18 protein-coding genes are annotated in these 20,176 nt (G+C 64.2%); 9 read left to right on the top strand and 9 right to left on the bottom strand.

Features of this window, described 5'->3' with window-relative positions:
- Positions 1-22: 22 nt before the first annotated feature.
- From AC07P1_RS18945 to AC07P1_RS18935, 3 genes are read left to right on the top strand one after another with little or no spacing between them, the layout of a single operon-like run.
- Entirely contained in the window at positions 23-811 is a 789-nt protein-coding gene (locus tag AC07P1_RS18945) for a flagellar biosynthetic protein FliR (RefSeq protein ID WP_494697270.1), read from the top strand.
- Positions 804-1,943 (top strand): EscU/YscU/HrcU family type III secretion system export apparatus switch protein, encoded by a 1,140-nt coding sequence (locus AC07P1_RS18940; RefSeq protein ID WP_494697269.1) that lies wholly within the window; start codon positions 804-806, stop codon positions 1,941-1,943. Before AC07P1_RS18945 ends, AC07P1_RS18940 begins: the two co-directional genes overlap by 8 nt.
- Positions 1,940-4,027 carry a flagellar biosynthesis protein FlhA gene (locus AC07P1_RS18935; RefSeq protein ID WP_494697268.1) on the top strand — a complete coding sequence of 696 codons (2,088 nt, stop codon included), beginning with the start codon at positions 1,940-1,942 and terminating at the stop codon, positions 4,025-4,027. The genes AC07P1_RS18940 and AC07P1_RS18935 overlap by 4 nt, the downstream gene beginning before the upstream one ends.
- A gap of 129 nt (positions 4,028-4,156) precedes the next feature.
- Here AC07P1_RS18935 and AC07P1_RS18930 read toward each other — a convergent pair whose 3' ends face one another.
- From AC07P1_RS18930 to AC07P1_RS18910, 5 genes are all read right to left on the bottom strand, one after another.
- The gene (locus AC07P1_RS18930; protein WP_494697267.1) at positions 4,157-4,582 is read right to left on the bottom strand and encodes a hypothetical protein; all 426 of its coding nucleotides are present in this window, start codon (positions 4,580-4,582) and stop codon (positions 4,157-4,159) included.
- A gap of 5 nt (positions 4,583-4,587) precedes the next feature.
- Entirely contained in the window at positions 4,588-5,949 is a 1,362-nt protein-coding gene (gene chrA / locus AC07P1_RS18925) for a chromate efflux transporter (protein WP_494697266.1), read from the bottom strand.
- A gap of 13 nt (positions 5,950-5,962) precedes the next feature.
- Positions 5,963-6,913, bottom strand: a complete 951-nt coding sequence (locus AC07P1_RS18920; protein ID WP_494697265.1) for a hypothetical protein — start codon at positions 6,911-6,913, stop codon at positions 5,963-5,965.
- A gap of 110 nt (positions 6,914-7,023) precedes the next feature.
- Positions 7,024-7,929: a flagellin N-terminal helical domain-containing protein gene (locus AC07P1_RS18915; protein WP_494697264.1), complete on the bottom strand. Its 906-nt coding sequence runs from the start codon at positions 7,927-7,929 to the stop codon at positions 7,024-7,026.
- Between the two features lie 276 nt (positions 7,930-8,205).
- Positions 8,206-9,882 carry an electron transfer flavoprotein-ubiquinone oxidoreductase gene (locus AC07P1_RS18910; RefSeq protein ID WP_494697263.1) on the bottom strand — a complete coding sequence of 559 codons (1,677 nt, stop codon included), beginning with the start codon at positions 9,880-9,882 and terminating at the stop codon, positions 8,206-8,208.
- Positions 9,883-10,281: 399 nt separating this feature from the next.
- Between AC07P1_RS18910 and AC07P1_RS18905 the strand changes: the two genes are divergently transcribed.
- A complete protein-coding gene (locus AC07P1_RS18905) occupies positions 10,282-11,058 on the top strand; it encodes an SDR family oxidoreductase (protein WP_090313962.1) in 777 nt (258 codons plus the stop codon).
- 14 nt (positions 11,059-11,072) lie between these two features.
- On the opposite strand, the gene AC07P1_RS18900 is transcribed toward AC07P1_RS18905, so the two are convergent.
- Positions 11,073-11,633 carry a LuxR C-terminal-related transcriptional regulator gene (locus AC07P1_RS18900; protein WP_494697262.1) on the bottom strand — a complete coding sequence of 187 codons (561 nt, stop codon included), beginning with the start codon at positions 11,631-11,633 and terminating at the stop codon, positions 11,073-11,075.
- 176 nt (positions 11,634-11,809) lie between these two features.
- Between AC07P1_RS18900 and AC07P1_RS18895 the strand changes: the two genes are divergently transcribed.
- Positions 11,810-12,508 (top strand): CoA transferase subunit A, encoded by a 699-nt coding sequence (locus AC07P1_RS18895; protein WP_209714198.1) that lies wholly within the window; start codon positions 11,810-11,812, stop codon positions 12,506-12,508.
- A gap of 20 nt (positions 12,509-12,528) precedes the next feature.
- On the top strand, positions 12,529-13,179 hold the full coding sequence (locus tag AC07P1_RS18890) for a CoA transferase subunit B (RefSeq protein WP_494697261.1): 651 nt from the start codon (positions 12,529-12,531) through the stop codon (positions 13,177-13,179).
- A 65-nt stretch (positions 13,180-13,244) separates the two neighbouring features.
- Here AC07P1_RS18890 and AC07P1_RS18885 read toward each other — a convergent pair whose 3' ends face one another.
- The 3 genes from AC07P1_RS18885 to AC07P1_RS18875 all read right to left on the bottom strand — a co-directional run bounded on the left by AC07P1_RS18885 (position 13,245) and on the right by AC07P1_RS18875 (position 16,277).
- A complete protein-coding gene (locus AC07P1_RS18885) occupies positions 13,245-13,790 on the bottom strand; it encodes a PEPxxWA-CTERM sorting domain-containing protein (RefSeq protein ID WP_494697260.1) in 546 nt (181 codons plus the stop codon).
- Between the two features lie 143 nt (positions 13,791-13,933).
- Positions 13,934-15,244: a dicarboxylate/amino acid:cation symporter gene (locus tag AC07P1_RS18880; protein ID WP_494697259.1), complete on the bottom strand. Its 1,311-nt coding sequence runs from the start codon at positions 15,242-15,244 to the stop codon at positions 13,934-13,936.
- Positions 15,245-15,482: 238 nt separating this feature from the next.
- Positions 15,483-16,277, bottom strand: a complete 795-nt coding sequence (locus AC07P1_RS18875; protein WP_494697258.1) for a 3-hydroxybutyrate dehydrogenase — start codon at positions 16,275-16,277, stop codon at positions 15,483-15,485.
- A 124-nt stretch (positions 16,278-16,401) separates the two neighbouring features.
- Between AC07P1_RS18875 and AC07P1_RS18870 the strand changes: the two genes are divergently transcribed.
- Genes AC07P1_RS18870 through AC07P1_RS18860 form a run of 3 tightly spaced genes read left to right on the top strand, consistent with a single transcriptional unit; the run spans position 16,402 to position 19,956 of the window.
- The gene (locus AC07P1_RS18870) at positions 16,402-17,280 is read left to right on the top strand and encodes an alpha/beta fold hydrolase (protein WP_494697257.1); all 879 of its coding nucleotides are present in this window, start codon (positions 16,402-16,404) and stop codon (positions 17,278-17,280) included.
- A gap of 50 nt (positions 17,281-17,330) precedes the next feature.
- Positions 17,331-17,681 (top strand): RidA family protein, encoded by a 351-nt coding sequence (locus AC07P1_RS18865; protein ID WP_494697256.1) that lies wholly within the window; start codon positions 17,331-17,333, stop codon positions 17,679-17,681.
- 7 nt (positions 17,682-17,688) lie between these two features.
- Positions 17,689-19,956 (top strand): RelA/SpoT family protein, encoded by a 2,268-nt coding sequence (locus tag AC07P1_RS18860; protein ID WP_494697255.1) that lies wholly within the window; start codon positions 17,689-17,691, stop codon positions 19,954-19,956.
- The last annotated feature ends 220 nt before the right edge of the window (positions 19,957-20,176 follow it).

The raw sequence follows: 20,176 nt of genomic DNA, 5'->3' as shown, positions 1-20,176 counted from the left end.
TCCGCCTCCCGACAACCCCGACATGGAACCGGTCCTGGCCCAGCTGCTGCCGATGCTCACCGCCATCTGGTGGCCGTTCTGCCGCATCCTGGCGATGTTCATCGGCGCCCCGGTGCTGGGCGAGGCGGTCACGCCGGTGACGGTGCGCATCCTGATCGCGCTGGTGCTGGCGGTGCTGATGCTGCCGGCCACGGGCGGCGTGGGCGGCTACGACATCGACCCGTTCTCGATGCACGGCGTGGTCGCCACCATCGAGCAGGCGCTGATCGGCTTCGTGCTCGGGCTGGCGTTCCACTTCGCCATGTCGGTCATCGGCGTGCTCGGCTTCATGGTGTCGTCGCAGATGGGCTTTTCGATGGCGGTCATGAACGATCCGATGAACGGCCAGTCGTCGGACGTGGTGTCGGCGCTGCTGTCGGTGCTGTCGATCATCGTGTTCTTCGCCATCGACGGCCACCTGGTGATCTCCAACATCATCGGCCAGAGTTTCCGCGCCTGGCCGCTGGGGCAGGGCTATTCGCCGATGCTGCTCAACGCCGTGGCCTACAACGTCGCCTGGATCTTCTCGGCGGCGATGCTGCTGGCGATCCCGATCGTGTTTTCGACCCTGGTGGTGCAGCTCGGCTTCGGCTTCCTCAACCGCGTCGCGCCCAGCCTGAACCTGTTCGCGCTGGGCTTTTCGGTGATCACCATCTTCGGCCTGCTGATGCTGGCCGAGGTGGTGCGCTTCATTCCCGAGCACTACGTGCGCATGACCAACCAGGTGCTGGAACTGATCCGCCAGCAGATGCAGGTGGCCGCCAATGGCTGAGAACAGCACCGGCGACAAGACAGAAAAGGCTTCCCAACAGAAGCTCAAGAAGTCGCGCGACGAAGGGCAGGTGGTCCGCTCGCGCGACCTGTCGACGGCCATCGGCATCCTGGTGAGCCTGAAGCTGTTCGTCTACCTGCTGCCGAACTACATGGCGGACTTCAACGAGATCTTCCACCAGAGCTTCGCGCCGTTCGACAGCGTCGGGTCGATCGACAACGCGATGTCGACCGTGTTCGGCAGCGCCATGCTGCTGTTCATCAAGATGGTGCTGCCGCTGTTCGTGGTGCCGCTGTTCATCGTGCTGGGGGCGATGGTGCCGGGCGGCTGGGTGATGACCACCAAGCACTGGGCGCCCAAGCTGAGCCGCCTCAGTCCCGCCGCCAACCTGGGCCGGCTGTTCGGCGCCAAGCACGGCTTCGAGCTGCTGGTGTCGATCGCCAAGGCCGGCGTGCTGATCGCCGTGCTCATCCACGTGGCCCGTTCGACCGTGCGCGACTACACGCAACTGCAGCACATGCCGATGGGGCAGGCGATGATGAACGGCTCGAACCTGATGCTCGACAGCCTGATGGCGCTGATCGCCGTGTTCGTCATCTTCGCGCTGATCGACGTGCCGGCGCAGGCCTTCTTCTTCGCCAAGCAGCAGCGCATGAGCAAGCAGGACCAGAAGGAGGAGCACAAGTCGACCGAGGGCCGGCCGGAAGTGAAGGGCCGGATCCGCCAGCTGCAGCGCGCGCTGGCGCGCAACAGCGCCCGCAAGACCGTGCCCAGCGCCGACGTCGTCATCGTCAACCCGGAACACTACGCGGTCGCCCTGAAGTACGACCACGACCGCGCCGAGGCGCCGTACGTGGTGGCCAAGGGCGTCGACGAGATGGCGCTCTACATCCGCCAGATCGCCACCGAACACAAGATCGAAGTGATGGAGCTGGCGCCGCTGGCGCGCGCCATCTACAACACCAGCCAGGTCAACCAGCAGATCCCGGTGCAGCTGTACCAGGCGGTCTCGCAGGTGCTGAACTATGTGCTGCAGCTGAAGGCATTCCGTACCGGGCGGCGCGCCGCCGAGCCGGCGTATCCGAACGAAGTCGTCGTACCAACATCCATGAGCGAGGTTAAGCAGTCATGAATTTATTCCAGCGGTTGATCGCCGAAGCGCGTCGCCACAAGTTCGCCACACCGATATTCCTGTTGGTGATCCTGGCGATGATCATCCTGCCGTTGCCGCCGATCCTGCTGGACGTGATGTTCACGTTCAACATCGTGCTGGCCCTGATCGTCATCATGGTGGCCGTCTCGGCCAAGCGGCCGCTGGACTTCTCGGTGTTCCCGACGGTGATCCTGGCCACCACCATGCTCAGGCTGACGTTGAACGTGGCCTCGACCCGGGTGGTGCTGCTGCACGGCCACGAGGGCACGGCGGCGGCCGGCGAGGTGATCGAGGCCTTCGGCGAGGTCGTCATCGGCGGCAACTACGTGGTCGGTATCGTGGTGTTCGTGATCCTGATGATCATCAACTTCATGGTGGTGACCAAGGGCGCCGAGCGCATCTCCGAGGTGTCCGCGCGTTTCACCCTGGACGCCTTGCCGGGCAAGCAGATGGCGATCGACGCCGACCTCAACGCCGGCCTGATCAACCAGGAGAAGGCCCAGGCGCGGCGCAAGGACGTCGCCGCCGAGGCCGACTTCTACGGCGCCATGGACGGCGCCTCCAAGTTCGTGCGCGGCGACGCCGTCGCCAGTATCCTGATCCTGATCATCAACATGGTCGGCGGCGTGGCGATCGGCTCGATCATGCAGGACATGTCGTTCGGCGACGCCTTCAAGCAATACGCGCTGCTGACCATCGGTGACGGCCTGGTGGCGCAGATCCCGGCGCTGCTGCTGTCGGCCGCCTCGGCCATCCTGGTGACCCGCATCTCCGACTCGGGCGACTTCGAGAAGCAGGTCGGCGACCAGGTGCTGACGTCGCCGCAGGTGATGTTCAGCGCCGCCGGCATGATGCTCATCCTGGCCGTGGTGCCGGGCATGCCGTGGCAGATGTTCACGCCGTTCGCGCTGGTGCTGGCCTATGTCGGCTGGAAGCTGGGGCAGGTGGTCAAGGCGCCGGACACCTCCGGCATCGACGCCATCGAGGCGGCGCTGCGCGACGACCGCGCGCCCGAGCTCGATTGGCACAGCCTGCCGGCGGTGCAGCAGTTGCAGGTCGCGCTGGGCTACAAGCTCGTCAGCCTGATCGACAAGACCCACGGCGAGCCGCTGACCAAGCGGGTGCGCGGCGTGCGCCAGAGCCTGTCCGAATCGATGGGCCTGCTGCTGCCGCCCATCGTCGTGCGCGACGACCTCGGTCTCAAGCCGTCGCAGTATTCGGTGATGCTCTCGGGCAGCGTGGTGGCCCAGGCGGAGGTGTTCGCCGACCGCCTGATGGCGATCCCGTCGCCCAACGTCTACGGCCAGATCGACGGCATCCCCGGCATCGAGCCGGCCTACGGCATGCCGGTGACGTGGATCGAAACCAGCGAGAAGGCCAACGCGCTGGGGCTGGGCTACCAGGTGGTGGAGGCGCCGAGCGCGATCGCCACCCACTTGTCCAAGCTGATCCGCGAATACCTGCCCGAGCTGTTCCGCCACGAGGACGTGCCGGCGCTGATGGACCGGTTGACGGCCTTGTCGCCCAAGCTGGCCGCCTCGCTCGACAAGGCGCTGACGCACACGCAGATGCTGCGCGTGTTCCGCGTGCTGCTGGCCGAGAACGTGTCGTTGAAGGATATCGTGCCGATCGCCACCACCCTGGTCGACAGCTCGGAGACCACCAAGGACCCGATCCTGCTGGCGGCCGAGGTGCGTTGCGCGCTGCGGCGCCAGATCGTCACCGGCTTGTTCGGGCAAAAGACCGAGATGCTGGCGTTCAACCTCGGTGGCGACCTGGAGAACATGTTGCTCGGTTCGTTGAACCAGGCGCGCCAGGGCGGCAAGGTGGTGCTGGACAACTACCCGATCGACCCGCACCTGCTGGCGCAGCTGCAGGTCAACATGCCGGTGGCGCGCGAGCAGATGAAGCAGCAGGCCACGCCGCCGCTGTTGCTGGTGCTGCCGCAGATCCGGCCATTGCTGGCGCGCTACGCGCGCCTGTTCGCGCCCGGCCTGCACGTGCTGTCGTACAACGAGATCCCCGAAAACCGCGAAGTGAGCATCATCGGCACCGTTGGCTGATCCGGGGTCAGGTCCACCATTGCTACACGGGCTGGTGCGTGGTTGGTCATGTGCCGCTGGCGGAGCTTGGCGGATTAGCGTAGCGTAATCCGCCACGCATGCGTCACAGCCAGCGGGTGCCGGATCAGGTCACGTGGCGCTGCAAGCGTCCTTGCGGTAGAAGTAAAAATTCCCCAGCGCGATGAACTGCGTCGCCGCGCCGACCTTGTAGGTCAGCTCGCGCCGCTGTTCGTTGTATGCCGCCAGCGCGCCGATCTTGCTGCGCAGCTGTACCTTGGCGATGTCGGACGGGAAGTCGGCGTTGCCGCCCAGGGTCACCGTCAGCATCCCGGTGGCTCCGTCCTGCCGCCATTTGCCCGGCTGGTAGAACTGGAAACCGCCCTTGAATGCGAGCGAGCCGTCCGATCGCATCACCATGCAGATCGCCGGATATTCGGCCGCCGGACTTTCCCAGACATGCACCGGCGTCGGCGCCGGTGTCCGCAGGGCGCAGCCACCAAGGGCGGCCAGCAGCAGCGCGGGATAAATGTAAACGGGGTAAATGTAAGCTCTCATAGTCCTCATTTGACGAAAAGCGTCCAGGCCAGGCCGGCCAGTCCGCAGGCTACCACGACCTGGATCACGCCGCGCTTGTAGCGGAACAGTGCCACGCCGGCCGCCAGCCCGATCAGCGCGGCGGGCCATTCGAAGGCGCCGCTCCAACCGCTCGGCCACAAGGTGTGCCAGGCGAAGAACAGCGCCAGGTTGACGATGACGCCGACCACGGCGGCGGTGATGCCGGTCAGCGGCGCGGTGAATTTGAGGTTGCCGTGCGTCGATTCGATGAACGGGCCGCCCAGCAGGATGAACAGGAACGACGGCAGGAAGGTGAACCAGGTGACCACCGCCGCCGCCACCGCGCCCGACAGCAACAGCGCGTCGCCGCCGAAGATGGCCGTGTTCCAGCCGCCGGCGAAGCCCACATACGACACCACCATGATCAGCGGCCCCGGCGTGGTCTCGCCCAGCGCCAGGCCGTCGATCATCTGCGCCGCGCTGAGCCATTGGTAGTGCTCGACCGCGCCCTGGAACACGTACGGCAGCACCGCGTAGGCGCCGCCGAAGGTCAGCAGCGCGGCCTTGGTGAAGAACCAGGCCATGCGCGTGAGCACGGCGTCGGTGCCGAACAGGGCGATCAAGGCGCCCATGCCGCCCAGCCACAGGGCCAGGTGCGCCAGCAGCACGTTGCGGAAGCGCCGCCAGCTGAACTGCGCGTGGGCGGGCGTCGGCGTGTGGTCGTCGATCAGCGCCGGGCCGAGGGTCGCGGCGGCCTTGCCGTGGCCGCCCGTGCCGTTGAAACGTTGCGGCGCGTAGCGCCCGCCCAGGTAGCCGGCCAGGCCGGCGGCCAGCACGATCAGCGGGAACGGGATCGCCAGCAGGAAGATGGCCAGGAAGGCGGCCGTGGCGATGGCCCACAGCCAGCCGTTTTTCAGGGTGCGCGAGCCGACCCGCCAGGCGGCGTGCAACACCAGCGCGGTGACGGCCGGTTTGATGCCGTAGAACAGGCCGGACACGGCCGGCGTGTGGCCATAGGCCATGTACATCCAGGACAGGCCGATCAGGATGAACAGCGACGGCAGCACGAACAGCACGCCGGCGGCGATGCCGCCCCGGGTGCGGTGCATCAGCCAGCCGATGTAGATCGCCAGTTGCTGCGCCTCGGGACCGGGCAGCACCATGCAGTAGTTGAGCGCGTGCAGGAAGCGCTGCTCCGAGATCCAGCGGCGCCGCTCGACCAGCTCCTGGTGCATGATGGCGATCTGGCCGGCCGGTCCGCCGAAGCTGATGAAGCCGAGCTTGAGCCAATACAGAAAAGCGGCGCCGAAGCCGACCGCTTCCGGCGCCGCCCGGGCGGGATCGTGTTCGATGTCTTTTACGCTCATGCGCGCGAGTTTATCATGCGGTTTCCGCAAAAACGTCGTCCGGCGGCAGCGGCTGCGACAGCATGACCGCCATTTCGGCCATGGCCTTGAAGACGGCCGGCGTCAGCGCCGCCGTGTGCGCGCGGGTGGGGTAGGGGTGCTCGCTGCTGGTCGGCGGCAGTTCGCGCCGCAGGCGGCAGCGCAATATCGTCAGGCCGCAGCGGCCCACCATCGCCGCCAGATGCGGCAGGATTTCCCGCATGTGCTGCATGGCCGAGGTGTGCGCCGCGCCCACTTCCATGATGACGCCGTTGCCGGCCGCCGGTTCCATCTGGATGACGACCCGGCCCAGGCCGGGCAGCATCAGTTCGAGCCGCAGTGCCACGCGCGAGCGCTTGCGGCGCTGGCGCTCGGGTTCCTCGTCGTCGTTGACGACCACGCGCAGCACCAGCCGTTCGGCGCCCCAGGCGAACACGGCGAAGCGCCACGGTTCCATTTCCGTCACCAGCGGCAGGCCGGGGCGGCCCTCGCGCAGCGCCGACGGCGTGTGGTCGGCCATGAACAGGCTCGACGGAACGTGCTGGCCGCTGGCCTGTTCCAGCCAGGCCGCGCGCTGCTCGCCGTAGGCGCGCACCATGGTTTGCCACGAGCCGGCCATCATGGCCGTGTCCGGCGGTTGCCAGACCAGCTGGCGCGACAGGAAGACCTGGTTGGGCCGCATCGCCGACGGTTCGGCTGTGTCGGCCAGATTGTTGAGCGCGGCGGCCAGGGCGTCGAGCCCGGACTGCGGCAGCGGCTGGGCGTCGGGGCCGTCGAACAGCGCGCCGACGCGGGCCGGCCCGGCCGGGGCCAGCGGCGTGACCGGGTAGGGGGCGTTGCTGTCGCGCGCGTCGATCGGCCCGCGCACGGACGGGCCCGGCTGTCCGGCCTGCCGATCTGGGATGCTCAAGGGGCGCAACGTGGCGCCGACGCGGTCTACGGCCATCAGGCTCGCTCTTTAATGTGGCTGATACGATCCGGTGAAAAAAAAGCCAACCGAAAACTCCGGTTGGCTCCTTGTTTTCCCGTCCCGCGCGCGGGACGGAAAAGCTACGATTATTGCAGCAAGGACATAACCAGGGACGACGTGCTGTTCGACTGCTTCAGCATCGCGGTGCCGGCTTGCAGCAGCATCTGGCTGGAAGTCATGTTCGACGATTCGGTCGCGAAGTCGGTGTCCATGATACGGCCAGTTGCGGCTTTCGTGTTGCTCGAAATGTTGGACAGGTTGTTATAGATGTGGTCCAGACGGTTGGAGGCCGCGCCCAGCGACGAACGGATGCCGCCGACCTGGTCGATTGCGGTGCTGATCGTGTCGATGGTGTTGTTGGCGGCGGTTTGACCGGCTGCGTTGCTGGCCGAGGCGGTACCGTCGGTGCCGTCCGAGATTTCGGTGCCGACAGCGGCGCCGCCGGCGGCGTAGCGTGCGGAAACAGCGGTCAGGGCGGTGCCGGTCAGGGCGGTCATGGCGGTCGACAGGTCGATCGTCATTTGCTCGGACTTGGTGGCGCCGATCTGGAACGTCATCGACGCTGCAATGGTGCCGCCGTCCATCAGCTTGGCGCCGCCGAAGGTGCTGTTTTTCATCACGTTGTTCAATTCGCTACCCAGCGCGTCGAACTCGGACTGCAGTGCGGCCTGGTCTTTTGCGGTCGACGAGGCGTCGGCTGCCTGGGTGGCCAGATCTTTCATGCGGATCAGCATGTTGGTGACTTCGTCAAACGCGCCTTCGGCCGTTTGCAGCATCGAGATCGAATTCTGGGTGTTGCGCATGGCCATGGCCATACCGCTCGATTGGGCTTTCAGGCGGGTTGCAATCTGCAGGCCTGCAGCATCGTCCATCGCCGAGTTGACACGGAAGCCGGTGCTCAGGCGGGTCTGCGAGGTCGACAGCGACGACTGGGTGCGCGAGATCGAGTTTTGTGCCGAAAGGGCGGAAGAGTTGGTGTGAAGGCTCAGCATGGAAATACTCCTGGTAGGTGGATTCAGTTCGGAGCGTCGGTATTTTGCGCTCTCCCAAGTACAAGACGACCGTACTTGGAAGGACATTAAATGCTTTGTGGAAATTTCTTAAAAAAAATATGTAACAGTGACTTCGCCCCAGCGAAACCGCCGCCCTCCGCTGTTTTTCCACCAGTCAATTATCTTCCGTTTCCTGCCGGCAGTCCCGCTAAATCGCGCCCCGCATAAAAAAACAGCACGGTCCGAAGGCCGTGCTGCGTGGATATTGTTGCTTTTTTACATATTCGGATAGTTCGGCCCGCCGCCACCCTCCGGCGTCACCCAGACGATGTTCTGGGTCGGGTCCTTGATATCGCAGGTTTTACAGTGGACGCAGTTTTGCGCGTTGATCTGCAGGCGGTCGGCGCCGGCGTCGGTTTTAACGAACTCGTAGACCCCGGCCGGACAGTAGCGCGCCTCCGGCCCGGCGTACTGCGCCAGGTTGACGTCGACCGGCACGCTAGCGTTCTTCAACGTCAGGTGGATCGGCTGGTCCTCGGCATGGTTGGTGTTGGAGATGAACACCGACGACAGGCGGTCGAAGGTCAGCTTGCCGTCCGGCTTGGGGTAGGCGATGGGCGCGAACTGCGAGGCCGGCTTCAGGCATTCGTGGTCGGCGTGGGTATGGTGCAGGGTCCACGGCGCCTTGCCGCGGAAGACTATCTGGTCGATGCCCGTCATCAGCGAGCCCAGCACCAGGCCCTTGTTGAGCCATGGCTTGACGTTGCGCGCCACGTGCAGCTCCTCGTGCAGCCACGATTGTTCGAACGCGGCCGGGAAGGCGGCCAGCTCGTCGTGCTGGCGGCCGGCGCCCAGCGCCTCGAACGCGGCCTCCGCCGCCAGCATGCCGGTCTTGATGGCCGCGTGGCTGCCCTTGATGCGGCTCATATTGAGGAAGCCGGCGTCGCAGCCGATCAGCGCGCCGCCCGGGAACACCAGTTTCGGCAAGGATTGCAAACCGCCGGCGGTGATCGCGCGGGCGCCGTAGGAGATGCGCTTGGCGCCCTCGAAGAACGGCTTGATGGCCGGGTGGGTCTTGTAGCGCTGGAATTCCTCGTACGGCGACAGGTAGGGGTTCTCGTAGTTCAGGCCGACCACATAGCCGACCACGACCTGGTTGTTCTCCAGGTGGTACAGGAAGGAGCCGCCGTAGGTTTTGTTGTCCAGCGGCCAGCCGGTGGTGTGCACCACCAGGCCGGGCTGGTGCTTGGCCGGATCGATTTCCCACAGTTCCTTGAGGCCGATGCCGTACGATTGCGGGTCCTTGCCTTTGTTGAGGTCGTACTTGGCCATCAGCTGCTTGCCCAGGTGGCCGCGCGAACCCTCGGCGAACAAGGTGTATTTGCCGTGCAGCTCCATGCCCAGCTGGAAGTCCGAGCCGGCCTCGCCGTCGCGCTTGACGCCCATGTTGCCGGTGGCGACGCCCTTGACGGAACCGTCGTCGTTGTACAGGATCTCGGCGGCGGGAAAGCCGGGGAAGATCTCGACGCCCAGCGCCTCGGCCTGCTGGCCCAGCCAGCGCACCACGTTGCCCAGCGAGATGACGTAGTTGCCATGGTTTTCAAAGCAGGCCGGCAGCGCGAAGCCGGGCGTCTTGAAGGACTTGGTTTCGGTCAGGAACAGCACGCGGTCCTCGGTGACGGCGGTGTTGAGCGGCGCGCCTTTTTCCTTCCAGTCGGGGATCAGCTCGGTCAGCGCCTTCGGGTCCATGACGGCGCCCGACAGGATGTGGGCGCCCAGCTCGCCGCCTTTTTCCAGCACGACGACCGAGACTTCCCGGCCCTTGTCGGCCGCCAGCTGCTTGATGCGGATCGCCGCCGACAAGCCGGCGGGGCCGCCGCCGACGATGACGACGTCGTACTCCATCGCGTCGCGCGGGCCGTACTGTTCTACGAGATTTTGAGGCTGTGTCATGGTCTTTTTTATAGTGGTTTTAAGAGGGGGCTGCGTGATGGGGAAAATTTTAGCACGAGTGTGCTTCTTTTTCCGTCCGAATGCAACTTTGGCGCCATTTTGAGGGACATTATTAGACACCGCAATCTAATACTGGCGATTTGTGTAATGATTACGTTTCGACAGCCGGGGCGAACCCCCGGGGTTGGACCCTAATGCCGCTAAGTGAAGCGTTCATCTAAATCACGTAGGGCGGATTAGCGCAGCGTAATCGGCCATGCTCCGTCGGCGGCTCATGGCCGATTACGGCGTTCCGCCTAATCCGCCCTACGAACATCACTTAACTTGGCGGCATTAGGGTTAGACCCGGGTTAGACCCGGCTATCAGGAATTCGTCACCAATAAATCTAGGAGTAGCTCGTGGGCATAGAAGTCAACTTTGAGGGAAAAATCGCGCTGATCACCGGCGCCTCCAGCGGTCTGGGAGCCCGGTTCGCCAAAGTGCTGGCCCAGGCCGGCGCCCAGGTGGTGCTGGCCTCGCGCCGCACCGAGCGGCTCAAGGAGCTGCGCGCCGAGATCGAGGCCGACGGCGGCGCCGCGCACGTGGTCAGCCTGGACGTGACCGACTTCGCCAGCATCAAGTCGGCCATCGCCCACGCCGAGACGGAGGCCGGGCCGATCGACATCCTGGTCAACAACTCCGGCGTGTCGACCACGCAGCGGCTGGTCGATGTCACGCCCGAGGACTATGCCTTCGTGATGGACACCAACTTGCGCGGCGCTTTTTTTGTCGCGCAGCAGACCGCCAAGCGCATGATCGCGCGCGCCAAGGGCGACCCGAGCAAGAAGCACCGCATCATCAACATCGCCTCGGTGGCGGGCTTGCGCGTGCTGCCGCAGATCGGCGTCTATTGCATGAGCAAGGCCGGCGTGGTGCAGATGACCAAGGCGATGGCGGTGGAGTGGGGCAAGTACGGCATCAACACCAACGCCATTTGTCCCGGCTACATCTCGACCGAGATCAACGAGGACTATTTCGCCAGCGAGCAGGGGCAAAAGCTGATCAACATGCTGCCGCGCAAGCGTCCCGGCACGCCGGAGGATCTCGATGGTTTGCTGTTGCTGTTGGCTGGGGAGGATTCGAACTTCATCAACGGCGCCATCATCTCGGCCGACGATGGCATGACCGCGATGTGACAAGCGGGGACCCGCTAGAGCTGGATGCCGACCAGCTTGTGCACCAGTTCCGAGGAGGTCGAGGCCGAGAACTTGCGCATCAGCTTGGCGCGGTGCATTTCCACCGTGCGCGGGCTGAGGTCGATCTGGCGGGCGATGCTTTTGCTGGTCTTGCCTTCGACCAGCAGGGCGGCGATCTCCCGCTCGCGCGGGGTCAGCTCGGCGGTGACGGGACGTTTTTCGCTGACGTCCTCGAAGGTCCAGATGCCGGGGCCGAGCGGCTCCTGGGCCTTCATCGAATGGCCGGTGACGTGGCACCAGAACAGTTCGCCACTGGCGCGGCGCATGATGCGTTCGTCCGAGTAGCGGCCCTTGGCGTTCATGATCGGAATGATGCGGTCGCCGGTGCGCAGGAACTCGTCCATCGTCGGATACAGCGCCAGGAAGGACAAGCCTTCGAGCTGGGCGCGGGTATAGCCGAACATCGACGCCAGCGCGTCGTTGCAGCGCTGGATGACGCGATTTTCCGAGATGCACATGCCGACCGGCGCGTGCAGGAAAATGGATTCGTAATCGATGACGGGGGCGGCGTTCATGGTGAAAGTGGCAGGTAGTTCTACGGTATTGTGCTTTTGGAGAGCGTATTCTATGCTGAGACGCCGCATTGGTAGCGCAGTTAACAATGTTATCAACTGATTTAGCAACAAAGCACGAACAACCGACTTCGATAAATAAGACCAGCACCACTTAAATACAAGAGTTAAGGGACAACATGAACAAAATCTATCCGGATGCCGCCGCAGCGTTGGCGGGCGTCGTTCAAAACGGTCAAACGATCGCCGTGGGCGGCTTCGGTTTGTGCGGCATACCCGAAGCGCTGATCGGCGCGTTGCGCGATTCCGGCGTGACCGGCTTGACCGCCATCTCCAACAACGCCGGCGTCGACGGCTTCGGCCTGGGCCAGCTGCTCGAAACGCGCCAGATCAAGAAGATGATCGCATCCTACGTCGGGGAAAACAAGGAGTTCGCGCGCCAGTACCTGGCAGGCGAGCTGGAACTGGAGTTCACGCCGCAAGGCACCTTGGCCGAGAAGCTGCGCGCCGGCGGCGCCGGCATTCCCGCCTTCTTCACCAAGACCGGCGTCGGCACCATCGTCGCCGACGGCAAGGAAATCCGCGAATTCGACGGCGAGCAGTACGTGATGGAACGCAGCCTGGTGGCCGACGTGGCGCTGGTCAAGGCATGGAAGGCCGACAAGGCCGGCAACCTGGTGTTCCGCAAGACCGCCCGCAACTTCAACCCGAACGCGGCGATGGCCGGCAAGATCACCATCGTCGAAGTGGAGCACCTGGTCGAGATCGGCGAGATCGATCCGGACGCCGTGCACCTGCCGAGCATTTTCGTGCACCGCATCGTCGTCAACGCGACGCCGGAAAAACGCATCGAGCAGCGCACCGTGCGCGCCAACTAAGAACATCGGAGACAACTATCATGGCATGGACACGTGACGAAATGGCCGCGCGCGCGGCGAAGGAATTGCAGGACGGTTTTTACGTCAACCTGGGCATCGGTTTGCCCACCCTGGTGGCCAACTACGTGCCGCCCGGTATGGACGTGTATTTGCAGTCGGAGAACGGCCTGCTGGGCATCGGCCCGTTCCCGACCGAGGACGAAATCGACGCCGACCTGATCAACGCCGGCAAGCAAACCGTGACGGCGCTGCCGGGCGCGGCCTACTTCAGCTCGGCTGATTCGTTCGGCATGATCCGGGGCGGCAAGATCAACCTGGCCATCCTGGGCGCGATGCAGGTGTCGGAGCGCGGCGACCTGGCCAACTGGATGATTCCGGGCAAAATGGTCAAGGGCATGGGCGGCGCGATGGACCTGGTGGCCGGCGTCAAGCGGGTGGTGGTGCTGATGGAGCACGTCGCCACCGCCAAGGACGGCACGACGTCGCACAAGCTGCTGAAAAAATGCGACTTGCCGCTGACCGGCGTGGGCGTGGTCGACCTGATCGTCACCGATCTTGGTGTCATGGAAGTGACCGAGGCCGGCCTCAAGGTGACCGAGCTGGCGCCGGGCGTGAGCCGGGACCAGATCCAGGCCGCCACCGGCGTCGAGCTGGACATGTCGGCGCTGTGACGGTTTTCGCGGTCGTATAAAAAAATAGCACGCTTCGGCGTGCTATTTTTTTGCCGGGTGCGGGATCAGGCCGACGGGTTGCGGCGGCGGGCGAGGGCGCCCACCAGCGCCAGGCCGCCCAGCAGCATCGCGTAGGTCGCCGGCTCCGGCACCGTCGACACGGCCGTCAGGCTCCAGCGGCCGGCCGAATAGTCGCCGTCGCCTTCGCCGTTGAACGGCAGGCCGGCGATGTTGTAGTTGATGGCATCGGTGGCGCCGCCGTTGAAGGCGCCGATGATAAAGCTCGAGGTCCAGCTGCCGGTGACGGGGCCGTCGAACGCCAGCAGCGAGGTGGCCAGGCCGTCGAACGAGATCCGGGCGCCGCCCTGGACGAAGCCGCCGTCCGCGGCGTAGGCGTACAGGTTGCCGCTGTTCGGCATGGCGAAGCCGTTGACCGCGATCGCCAGCCTGCTGATGCCTTCGACCAGGTTGCCGTTGGCCGTGCCGTCGAAGCTGCCTGTGACGTGGGTGTTGTCGAGCATGGTGTACTCGAAGACATAGCTGGCCGCCTGGGCGGCGGCGCTGCCGGCGAACAGGGCGGCGCAGCAGAGGGCGCGTAGGGTGTTGTTCATTTTGGATTCCTAGTGGATAACTTTAATTGTCTCATGGACTATTAAGTTATACAAAAGAAAAATTTTATCCGACGTTGTGCGACCGGGCAAAGAAAAAGCCCCGGGCATCGCTGCGCGGGGCTTTTTGCTAGCGGGATGCCGGCTTAGTGCGCTGGCACGATGATCGCTGGTTTCACTTCGGTGTCGACGGCGACCACGGTCGAGCCAGGGTTGTTCAGTTCCGCGTTCATCTTGTCGCGGTCCAGTTCTTTTTCCCAGGCCGACACCACCACCGTCGCCACGCCGTTGCCGACGAAGTTGGTCAGCGCGCGGCATTCGCTCATGAAGCGGTCGATGCCCAGGATCAGCGCCATGCCGGCCACCGGGATCGTCGGCACCACGGCCAGGGTCGCGGCCAGGGTGATGAAGCCGGCGCCGGTGATGCCGGAGGCGCCCTTGGAGGTCAGCATCGCCACGCCCAGGATGGTCAGTTCCTGCATCAGGGTCAGCTCGGTGTTGGTTGCCTGGGCAACGAACAGCGCGGCCATCGTCATGTAGATGTTGGTGCCGTCCAGGTTGAACGAGTAGCCGGTTGGAACCACCAGGCCGACCACCGGTTTGGCGCAGCCGAGGCGTTCCAGTTTGGTCATCAGCGAAGGCAGTGCGCTTTCCGACGAGCTGGTGCCCAGCACGATCAGCAGTTCTTCCTTGATGTACTTGATGAACTTGAAGATCGAGAAGCCGGTGTAGCGGGCGATCAGGCCCAGCACGACGAACACGAACAGGCCGCAGGTCAGGTAGAACGAACCCATCAGTTTTGCCAGCGGGATCAGCGAGGCCAGGCCGTATTTGCCGATGGTGAACGCCATCGCGCCGAACGCGCCGATCGGGGCCACCTTCATGATGATGTTGACGACGCCGAAGATGGCGTGCGAGAGCTCGTCGATCAGCTTGGTGATCGGACGGCCGCGCTCACCGAGCAGCGACAGCGAGAAGCCGAACAGGATGGCGATCAAGAGCACTTGCAGGATGTCGCCCTTGGCGAACGCGTCCACGAACGTCTTCGGAATGATGTTCATGATGAAGTCGGTCGTGGTCAGGCCTTCGGCGTGCGTGTATTGCGCGATCGACTTGGCGTCCAGGTGGGCCGGATCGGCGTTGAAGCCGGCGCCCGGTTTGAGCACGTTGGCCACGACCAGGCCGATGGCCAGCGCGAAGGTGGAGACCACTTCGAAGTAGATCAGGGCCTTGCCGCCGACGCGGCCGATTTTCTTGACGTCTTGCATGCCGGCGATGCCGGAGACCACCGTACAGAAGATCACCGGAGCGATGATCATCTTGATCAGCTTGATGAAGCCGTCGCCCAGCGGTTTCATGGCGACCGCATCGGCAGGCAGGAAGATGCCGAGCAGGATACCGCAGGCGATGGCGAACAACACCTGGATATATAGGATTTTATAGAATGGCTTTTTCACGGGGTCTCCTCGCGTTCGTTTGAGGAGTTCATGATGTCCCAACTGGAGAGTTATCACTATTGTGGAAACCCGCAAATCACTGGCTGTGATATCTCTTCCATATGAGGGATAACACGTAGGGCGGATTGGCGCGCAGCGCGTAATCGGCCAATGCATGTGTTTCGACGGCGCATGCATTGGCCGATTACGGCGTGCCGCCTAATCCGCCCTACGTGTCTTCCGTGTCTCCCGTGTCCGCTTACTGGGCGACCCAGCCGCCGTCCATGTTCCACGCCACGCCGCGCACCTGCTTGGCGGCGTCGCCGCACAGGAAGACCGCCAGCGCGCCCAACTCCTCCGGCGTGACGAATTCGCCCGACGGCTGCTTGTCGGCCAGCAGCGCCTTCTTCGCCTCGTCGTTGCTGATGCCGTCCTTGGCGGCGCGCGCGTCGACCTGTTTTTGTACCAGCGGCGTGAGCACGAAGCCGGGGCAGATGGCGTTGACGGTGACGCCGGTGCTGGCCGTCTCCAGCGCGCCGGCCTTGGTCAGGCCGATCAGGCCGTGCTTGGCGGCGACGTAGGCCGACTTGCCGGCCGACGCCACCAGGCCGTGGGTCGAGGCCAGGTTGATGATGCGGCCCCAGTTGTTGGCGCGCATGCGCGGCAGCACCAGGCGCGACGTGTGGAACGCCGATGTCAGGTTGATGGCGATGATGGCGTCCCATTTCTCCACCGGGAAATCCTCGATGTTGGCGACATGCTGGATGCCGGCGTTGTTGACCAGCACGTCGACGCCGCCGAACTTGTCGCCGGCGAAGGCGATCATGTTTTCGATCTCGGCCGGCTTGGACATGTCGGCGTTGTGATAGGCGACCTGGACGCCGAACTCCCTGGCCAGGTCCTGCTGCAATTTGTCGATCTCGGCGGCGTCGCCGAAACCGTTGAGCAGCACGTTGGCGCCCTCGGCCGCCAGGGTGCGCGCGATGCCCAATCCGATGCCGGACGTGGAGCCGGTGACCAATGCTGTTTTACCGCTCAAAGTCTTGTTTGTCATGGTGTCCTCTGCGGGGTTGGAGATAAAAGGCTGGCTGCGCTACACTTCGGTAGGATTTTAAGCGCAACGCCCGGTAAAATGGTATTTCAGAACATCATTACATAAAAACCATCAAGGAAGCCGCATGCTCGAAGCGAAAATAAAGTCTGTTCAGTGCCTGTCGTTGGCTGGCTTGCACCGGATGGCATATAAGGAATGGGGCGACGAGGCCAACCCGAACGTGCTGGTCTGCGTGCACGGCGTGACCCGCGTCTCCGACGATTTCGACAGCATGGCGCGCGCGCTGGCGTCCGACTACCGCGTGATCTGCCCGGACGTCGTCGGCCGGGGGCGCTCCGACTGGCTCAGGAATCCGCAGCTGTACCGCATTCCCCAGTATGTCAGCGACATGGTGACCTTGCTGGCACGTGTGTTGGACCAGGGGCCTGCGCAAAAGATCGATTGGTTCGGCACCTCGATGGGCGGCCTGATCGGCCTGGGCCTGGCCTCGCTGCCGGACAATCCGATCCGCAAGCTGGTGCTCAACGACATCGGCCCGGTGCTGGCGCCCGTGGCGCTGCAGCGCATCGGCGACTACATCGGCCAGGACCTGCGCTTCGAGACGTTCGAGGATGGCGCCAAGTTCGTCCGCGACGTCTCGGCGTCCTTCGGCCAGCACACCGAGCAGGAATGGCATAAACTGGCCACCGATGTCTTGCGGCAGGATAAGGACGGCAAGTGGGTGCGTCACTACGATATGGGGCTGTCGCTGCCGTTCCGTTCGGCCACGCCGGAGTCTGCCGGCGCCGACGAGGCGATGCTGTGGGCCGCCTACGACGCCATCACTTGCCCGACCCTGCTGGTGCGCGGCGCCGATTCCGATCTGCTCACGCGCGAGACGGCGGCCCTGATGGCGCAGCGCGGTCCGAAAGCCACCCTGGTGGAAATACCGAATGTCGGCCACGCGCCGACCTTCATCCATGACGATCAGATCGCGATCGCCCGGAAATTCCTGCTCGGCTGAAAGGCGGGCTGGCCACTGAATCACCTGGAACAACGTAGAGAAGAAAAAGTATGGAAATCAAACGACTGCATGTAGGCAAACGATTGTCCGAAGTGGCAATACACAATGGCACCGTCTATCTGGCGGGCCAGATCGCCGAAGAAACCAGTCTCGATATCAAGGGTCAAACCCGTGAAGTGCTCGGTCACGTCGACCGCCTGCTGGCCGAATCGGGCAGCGACAAAACCTGCATCCTCAGCTGCCAGATCTACATCGCCGACATGGCCGATTTCGAGGGCATGAACGAAGAGTACGACCTCTGGGTGCCGAGCGGCCACACGCCGCCGCGCGCCACGGTAGAGGCCAAGCTGGCCAATCCCGAAGTTTTGGTCGAGATCGTCATCGTCGCCGCGCAGCGTTAGGAACATCATGGTTTCAATCACCGCGCTTACCAGCGCCACGTCGGAACAATTGGTGCAGGGGCTCACGCCCGACGACAGCGCGCGCATGCTGTCGGCGCTCGACTTCGCCAGCACCGCGTATGGCGACCTGGTCAGCACCAGCGGCCAGTCGGCGCTGGACTTCTCGATCGGCGTGGCCGGCACCTTGTCGTTCATGCGCACCGACGTCGAGACCCGCATCGCCGGGCTGATGTTCGAGCTGACCTTGCTCGACACCACGCAGGCGGCGGTGATCGAACCGCGTTTCGGCCAGGAGGTCGGCGACCTGGTGGCCGGCGTGCGCCAGCTGATACGCTTGCGTGAATTGACGCAGGCGCCGGGTGGCCATGGCGGCGTGGCGCCGGTGGCGGTGGGGCGTGGCCGCAACGCCGCGCAGATGGCGGTGGCGCAGGTCGAAACCCTGCGCAAGATGTTGCTGGCGATGGCCTCCGACATGCGCGTGGTGCTGGTGCGGCTGGCCTCGTGCGTGACGACCTTGCGCTACTTCGCCGACATCAAGCTGTTCAACGACATGACGTGCGCCTACGGCCGTGAAACGCTCGATTTGTACGCGCCGCTGGCCAACCGGCTGGGGATCTGGCAGTTGAAGTGGGAGCTGGAGGATTTGTCGTTCCGCTTCATCGAGCCGGAGGCGTACAAGCGCATCGCCAAGATGCTCGAAGAAAAGCGCATGATGCGCGAAGGCTTCGTCACCAACGCCATCGCGCGGCTGCAATCGGAGATGGCGGCGGCCGGCATCCAGGCCGAGGTGTTCGGCCGTCCCAAGCACATCTACTCCATCTGGAGCAAGATGAAGGGCAAGGAGCTCGACTTCACCGACCTGTACGACGTGCGCGCCTTCCGCGTAATCGTCGCCGACGTCAAGACCTGCTACACGGTGCTGGGCGTGGTGCACAACATCTGGACGCCGATCCCGAAGGAATTCGACGACTACATCTCCCGTCCGAAGCCGAACGGCTACCAGTCGCTGCACACGGTGGTGACGGCCGAGGACGGCCGCCCGCTGGAAGTGCAGATCCGCACGCAAGAGATGCACAGCTTCGCCGAATACGGCGTGGCCGCGCACTGGCGCTACAAGGAGGAGGGCGGTTCCAACTTCGCCGGACAAAAGTACGACGAAAAGATCGCCTGGCTGCGCCAGCTGCTGGCGTGGAAAACCGACGTCGCCGACGCGGTCGTCGGGCAGGAGGAGCAGCAGCGCGAATGGGTGGAGAAGCTCAAGTCGGCCGCGCTGGACGACCGCATCTTCGTGCTCACGCCGCAGGCGCGGGTGCTGGAGTTGCCGGTCGGCGCCACGCCGGTCGACTTCGCCTATCACCTGCACAGCGACGTGGGCCACCGCTGCCGCGGCGCCCGCGTCGACGGCGTCATGGTGCCGCTGAACACGCCGCTCAAAAACGGCCAGACCTGCGAAATCATCACCGCCAAGGGCGCGCCCGGCACGGCCGGACCGTCGCGCGACTGGCTCAGCGACGAATACACGGTCGCCACCCGCACGCGCTCGAAGATCCGCGCCTGGTTCCACGCCATCGACATGCAGGAAACCTTGTCGCACGGGCGCGCGATGGTGGAAAAATCGCTGCAGCGCGAAGGCAAGACGGCGGTCAACCTGGAAGCGCTGGCCAACAAGCTGGGCTTCGCCAAGGTCGACGATTTGTTCCTGTCGGTGGGCAAGGATGAATTCAGCCTGCGCCATGTCGAGCACGCGCTGCACGACACCGGCGAGCCGGTCGAGCCCGAGGACGCGGTGGTCCTGGGCAAGAGCAAGGCGTCGAGCGTGGACCAGGGCGCCAAGTCTGGCGTGCTGGTGGTCGGCACCGACGGCTTGATGACGCAGCTGGCCAAGTGTTGCAAGCCGGCGCCGCCGGACGGCATCGTCGGCTTCGTCACGCGCGGCAAGGGCGTCTCGATCCACCGCACAACGTGCAAGAACTTCGCCGAAATGCGCGCCAAGGCGCCGGAGCGGGTGATCGTCACCGAATGGGGGCGCGCGGTCTCGGACACGGTCTACCCGGTCGACATCTTCATCCTCGCGGGCGACCGCCAGGGCCTGCTGCGGGACATCTCCGAAATCTTCTCGCGTGAAAAGATCAACGTCATCGGCGTCAACACGCAAAGCGCCAAAGGCTACGCGCGCATGACGTTCACGGCCGAAATCGGCGCCACCGCGCAACTGCAAAAAGCGCTCAACGCCATCGCCGAGGTCAGCGGCGTGCAGGAAGCGCGCCGCGCCTAGCAGCAACTCCGGGGTCAGGTCCACCATTTCTACACGGCCTGATCCGTTCGGGCCGAATGTTTGATCCCGTGCATTGGAAATGGCGCACGACCCGGGATTTTTGCGGGTTACAGTCCAGTTCGTGTAGCAATGGTGGACCTGACCCTGAGCCTTCCCCTCAAATATTGCTTGTAAACAGAGTGGGTACCTGTTAACTTTCAATCCTAAAAACGGCGCATGC

The sequence above is a fragment of the Duganella sp. GW821-FHT07F09 genome (genome assembly GCF_059418705.1).
The sequence above is the reverse complement of the archived record's forward strand: the minus strand, read 5'-3'. Positions and strand labels throughout refer to the sequence as shown.

Bases quoted from the DNA above. Each gene is read 5' to 3' on its own strand.
- AC07P1_RS18945 (WP_494697270.1), top strand. From the start codon at position 23: ATGGAACCGGTCCTGGCCCAGCTGCTGCCGATGCTCACCGCCATCTGG.
- AC07P1_RS18940 (WP_494697269.1), top strand. From the start codon at position 804: ATGGCTGAGAACAGCACCGGCGACAAGACAGAAAAGGCTTCCCAACAG.
- AC07P1_RS18935 (WP_494697268.1), top strand. From the start codon at position 1,940: ATGAATTTATTCCAGCGGTTGATCGCCGAAGCGCGTCGCCACAAGTTC.
- AC07P1_RS18930 (WP_494697267.1), bottom strand. From the start codon at position 4,582: ATGAGAGCTTACATTTACCCCGTTTACATTTATCCCGCGCTGCTGCTG.
- chrA (WP_494697266.1), bottom strand. From the start codon at position 5,949: ATGAGCGTAAAAGACATCGAACACGATCCCGCCCGGGCGGCGCCGGAA.
- AC07P1_RS18920 (WP_494697265.1), bottom strand. From the start codon at position 6,913: ATGGCCGTAGACCGCGTCGGCGCCACGTTGCGCCCCTTGAGCATCCCA.
- AC07P1_RS18915 (WP_494697264.1), bottom strand. From the start codon at position 7,929: ATGCTGAGCCTTCACACCAACTCTTCCGCCCTTTCGGCACAAAACTCG.
- AC07P1_RS18910 (WP_494697263.1), bottom strand. From the start codon at position 9,882: ATGACACAGCCTCAAAATCTCGTAGAACAGTACGGCCCGCGCGACGCG.
- AC07P1_RS18900 (WP_494697262.1), bottom strand. From the start codon at position 11,633: ATGAACGCCGCCCCCGTCATCGATTACGAATCCATTTTCCTGCACGCG.
- AC07P1_RS18895 (WP_209714198.1), top strand. From the start codon at position 11,810: ATGAACAAAATCTATCCGGATGCCGCCGCAGCGTTGGCGGGCGTCGTT.
- AC07P1_RS18890 (WP_494697261.1), top strand. From the start codon at position 12,529: ATGGCATGGACACGTGACGAAATGGCCGCGCGCGCGGCGAAGGAATTG.
- AC07P1_RS18885 (WP_494697260.1), bottom strand. From the start codon at position 13,790: ATGAACAACACCCTACGCGCCCTCTGCTGCGCCGCCCTGTTCGCCGGC.
- AC07P1_RS18875 (WP_494697258.1), bottom strand. From the start codon at position 16,277: ATGACAAACAAGACTTTGAGCGGTAAAACAGCATTGGTCACCGGCTCC.
- AC07P1_RS18870 (WP_494697257.1), top strand. From the start codon at position 16,402: ATGCTCGAAGCGAAAATAAAGTCTGTTCAGTGCCTGTCGTTGGCTGGC.
- AC07P1_RS18865 (WP_494697256.1), top strand. From the start codon at position 17,331: ATGGAAATCAAACGACTGCATGTAGGCAAACGATTGTCCGAAGTGGCA.
- AC07P1_RS18860 (WP_494697255.1), top strand. From the start codon at position 17,689: ATGGTTTCAATCACCGCGCTTACCAGCGCCACGTCGGAACAATTGGTG.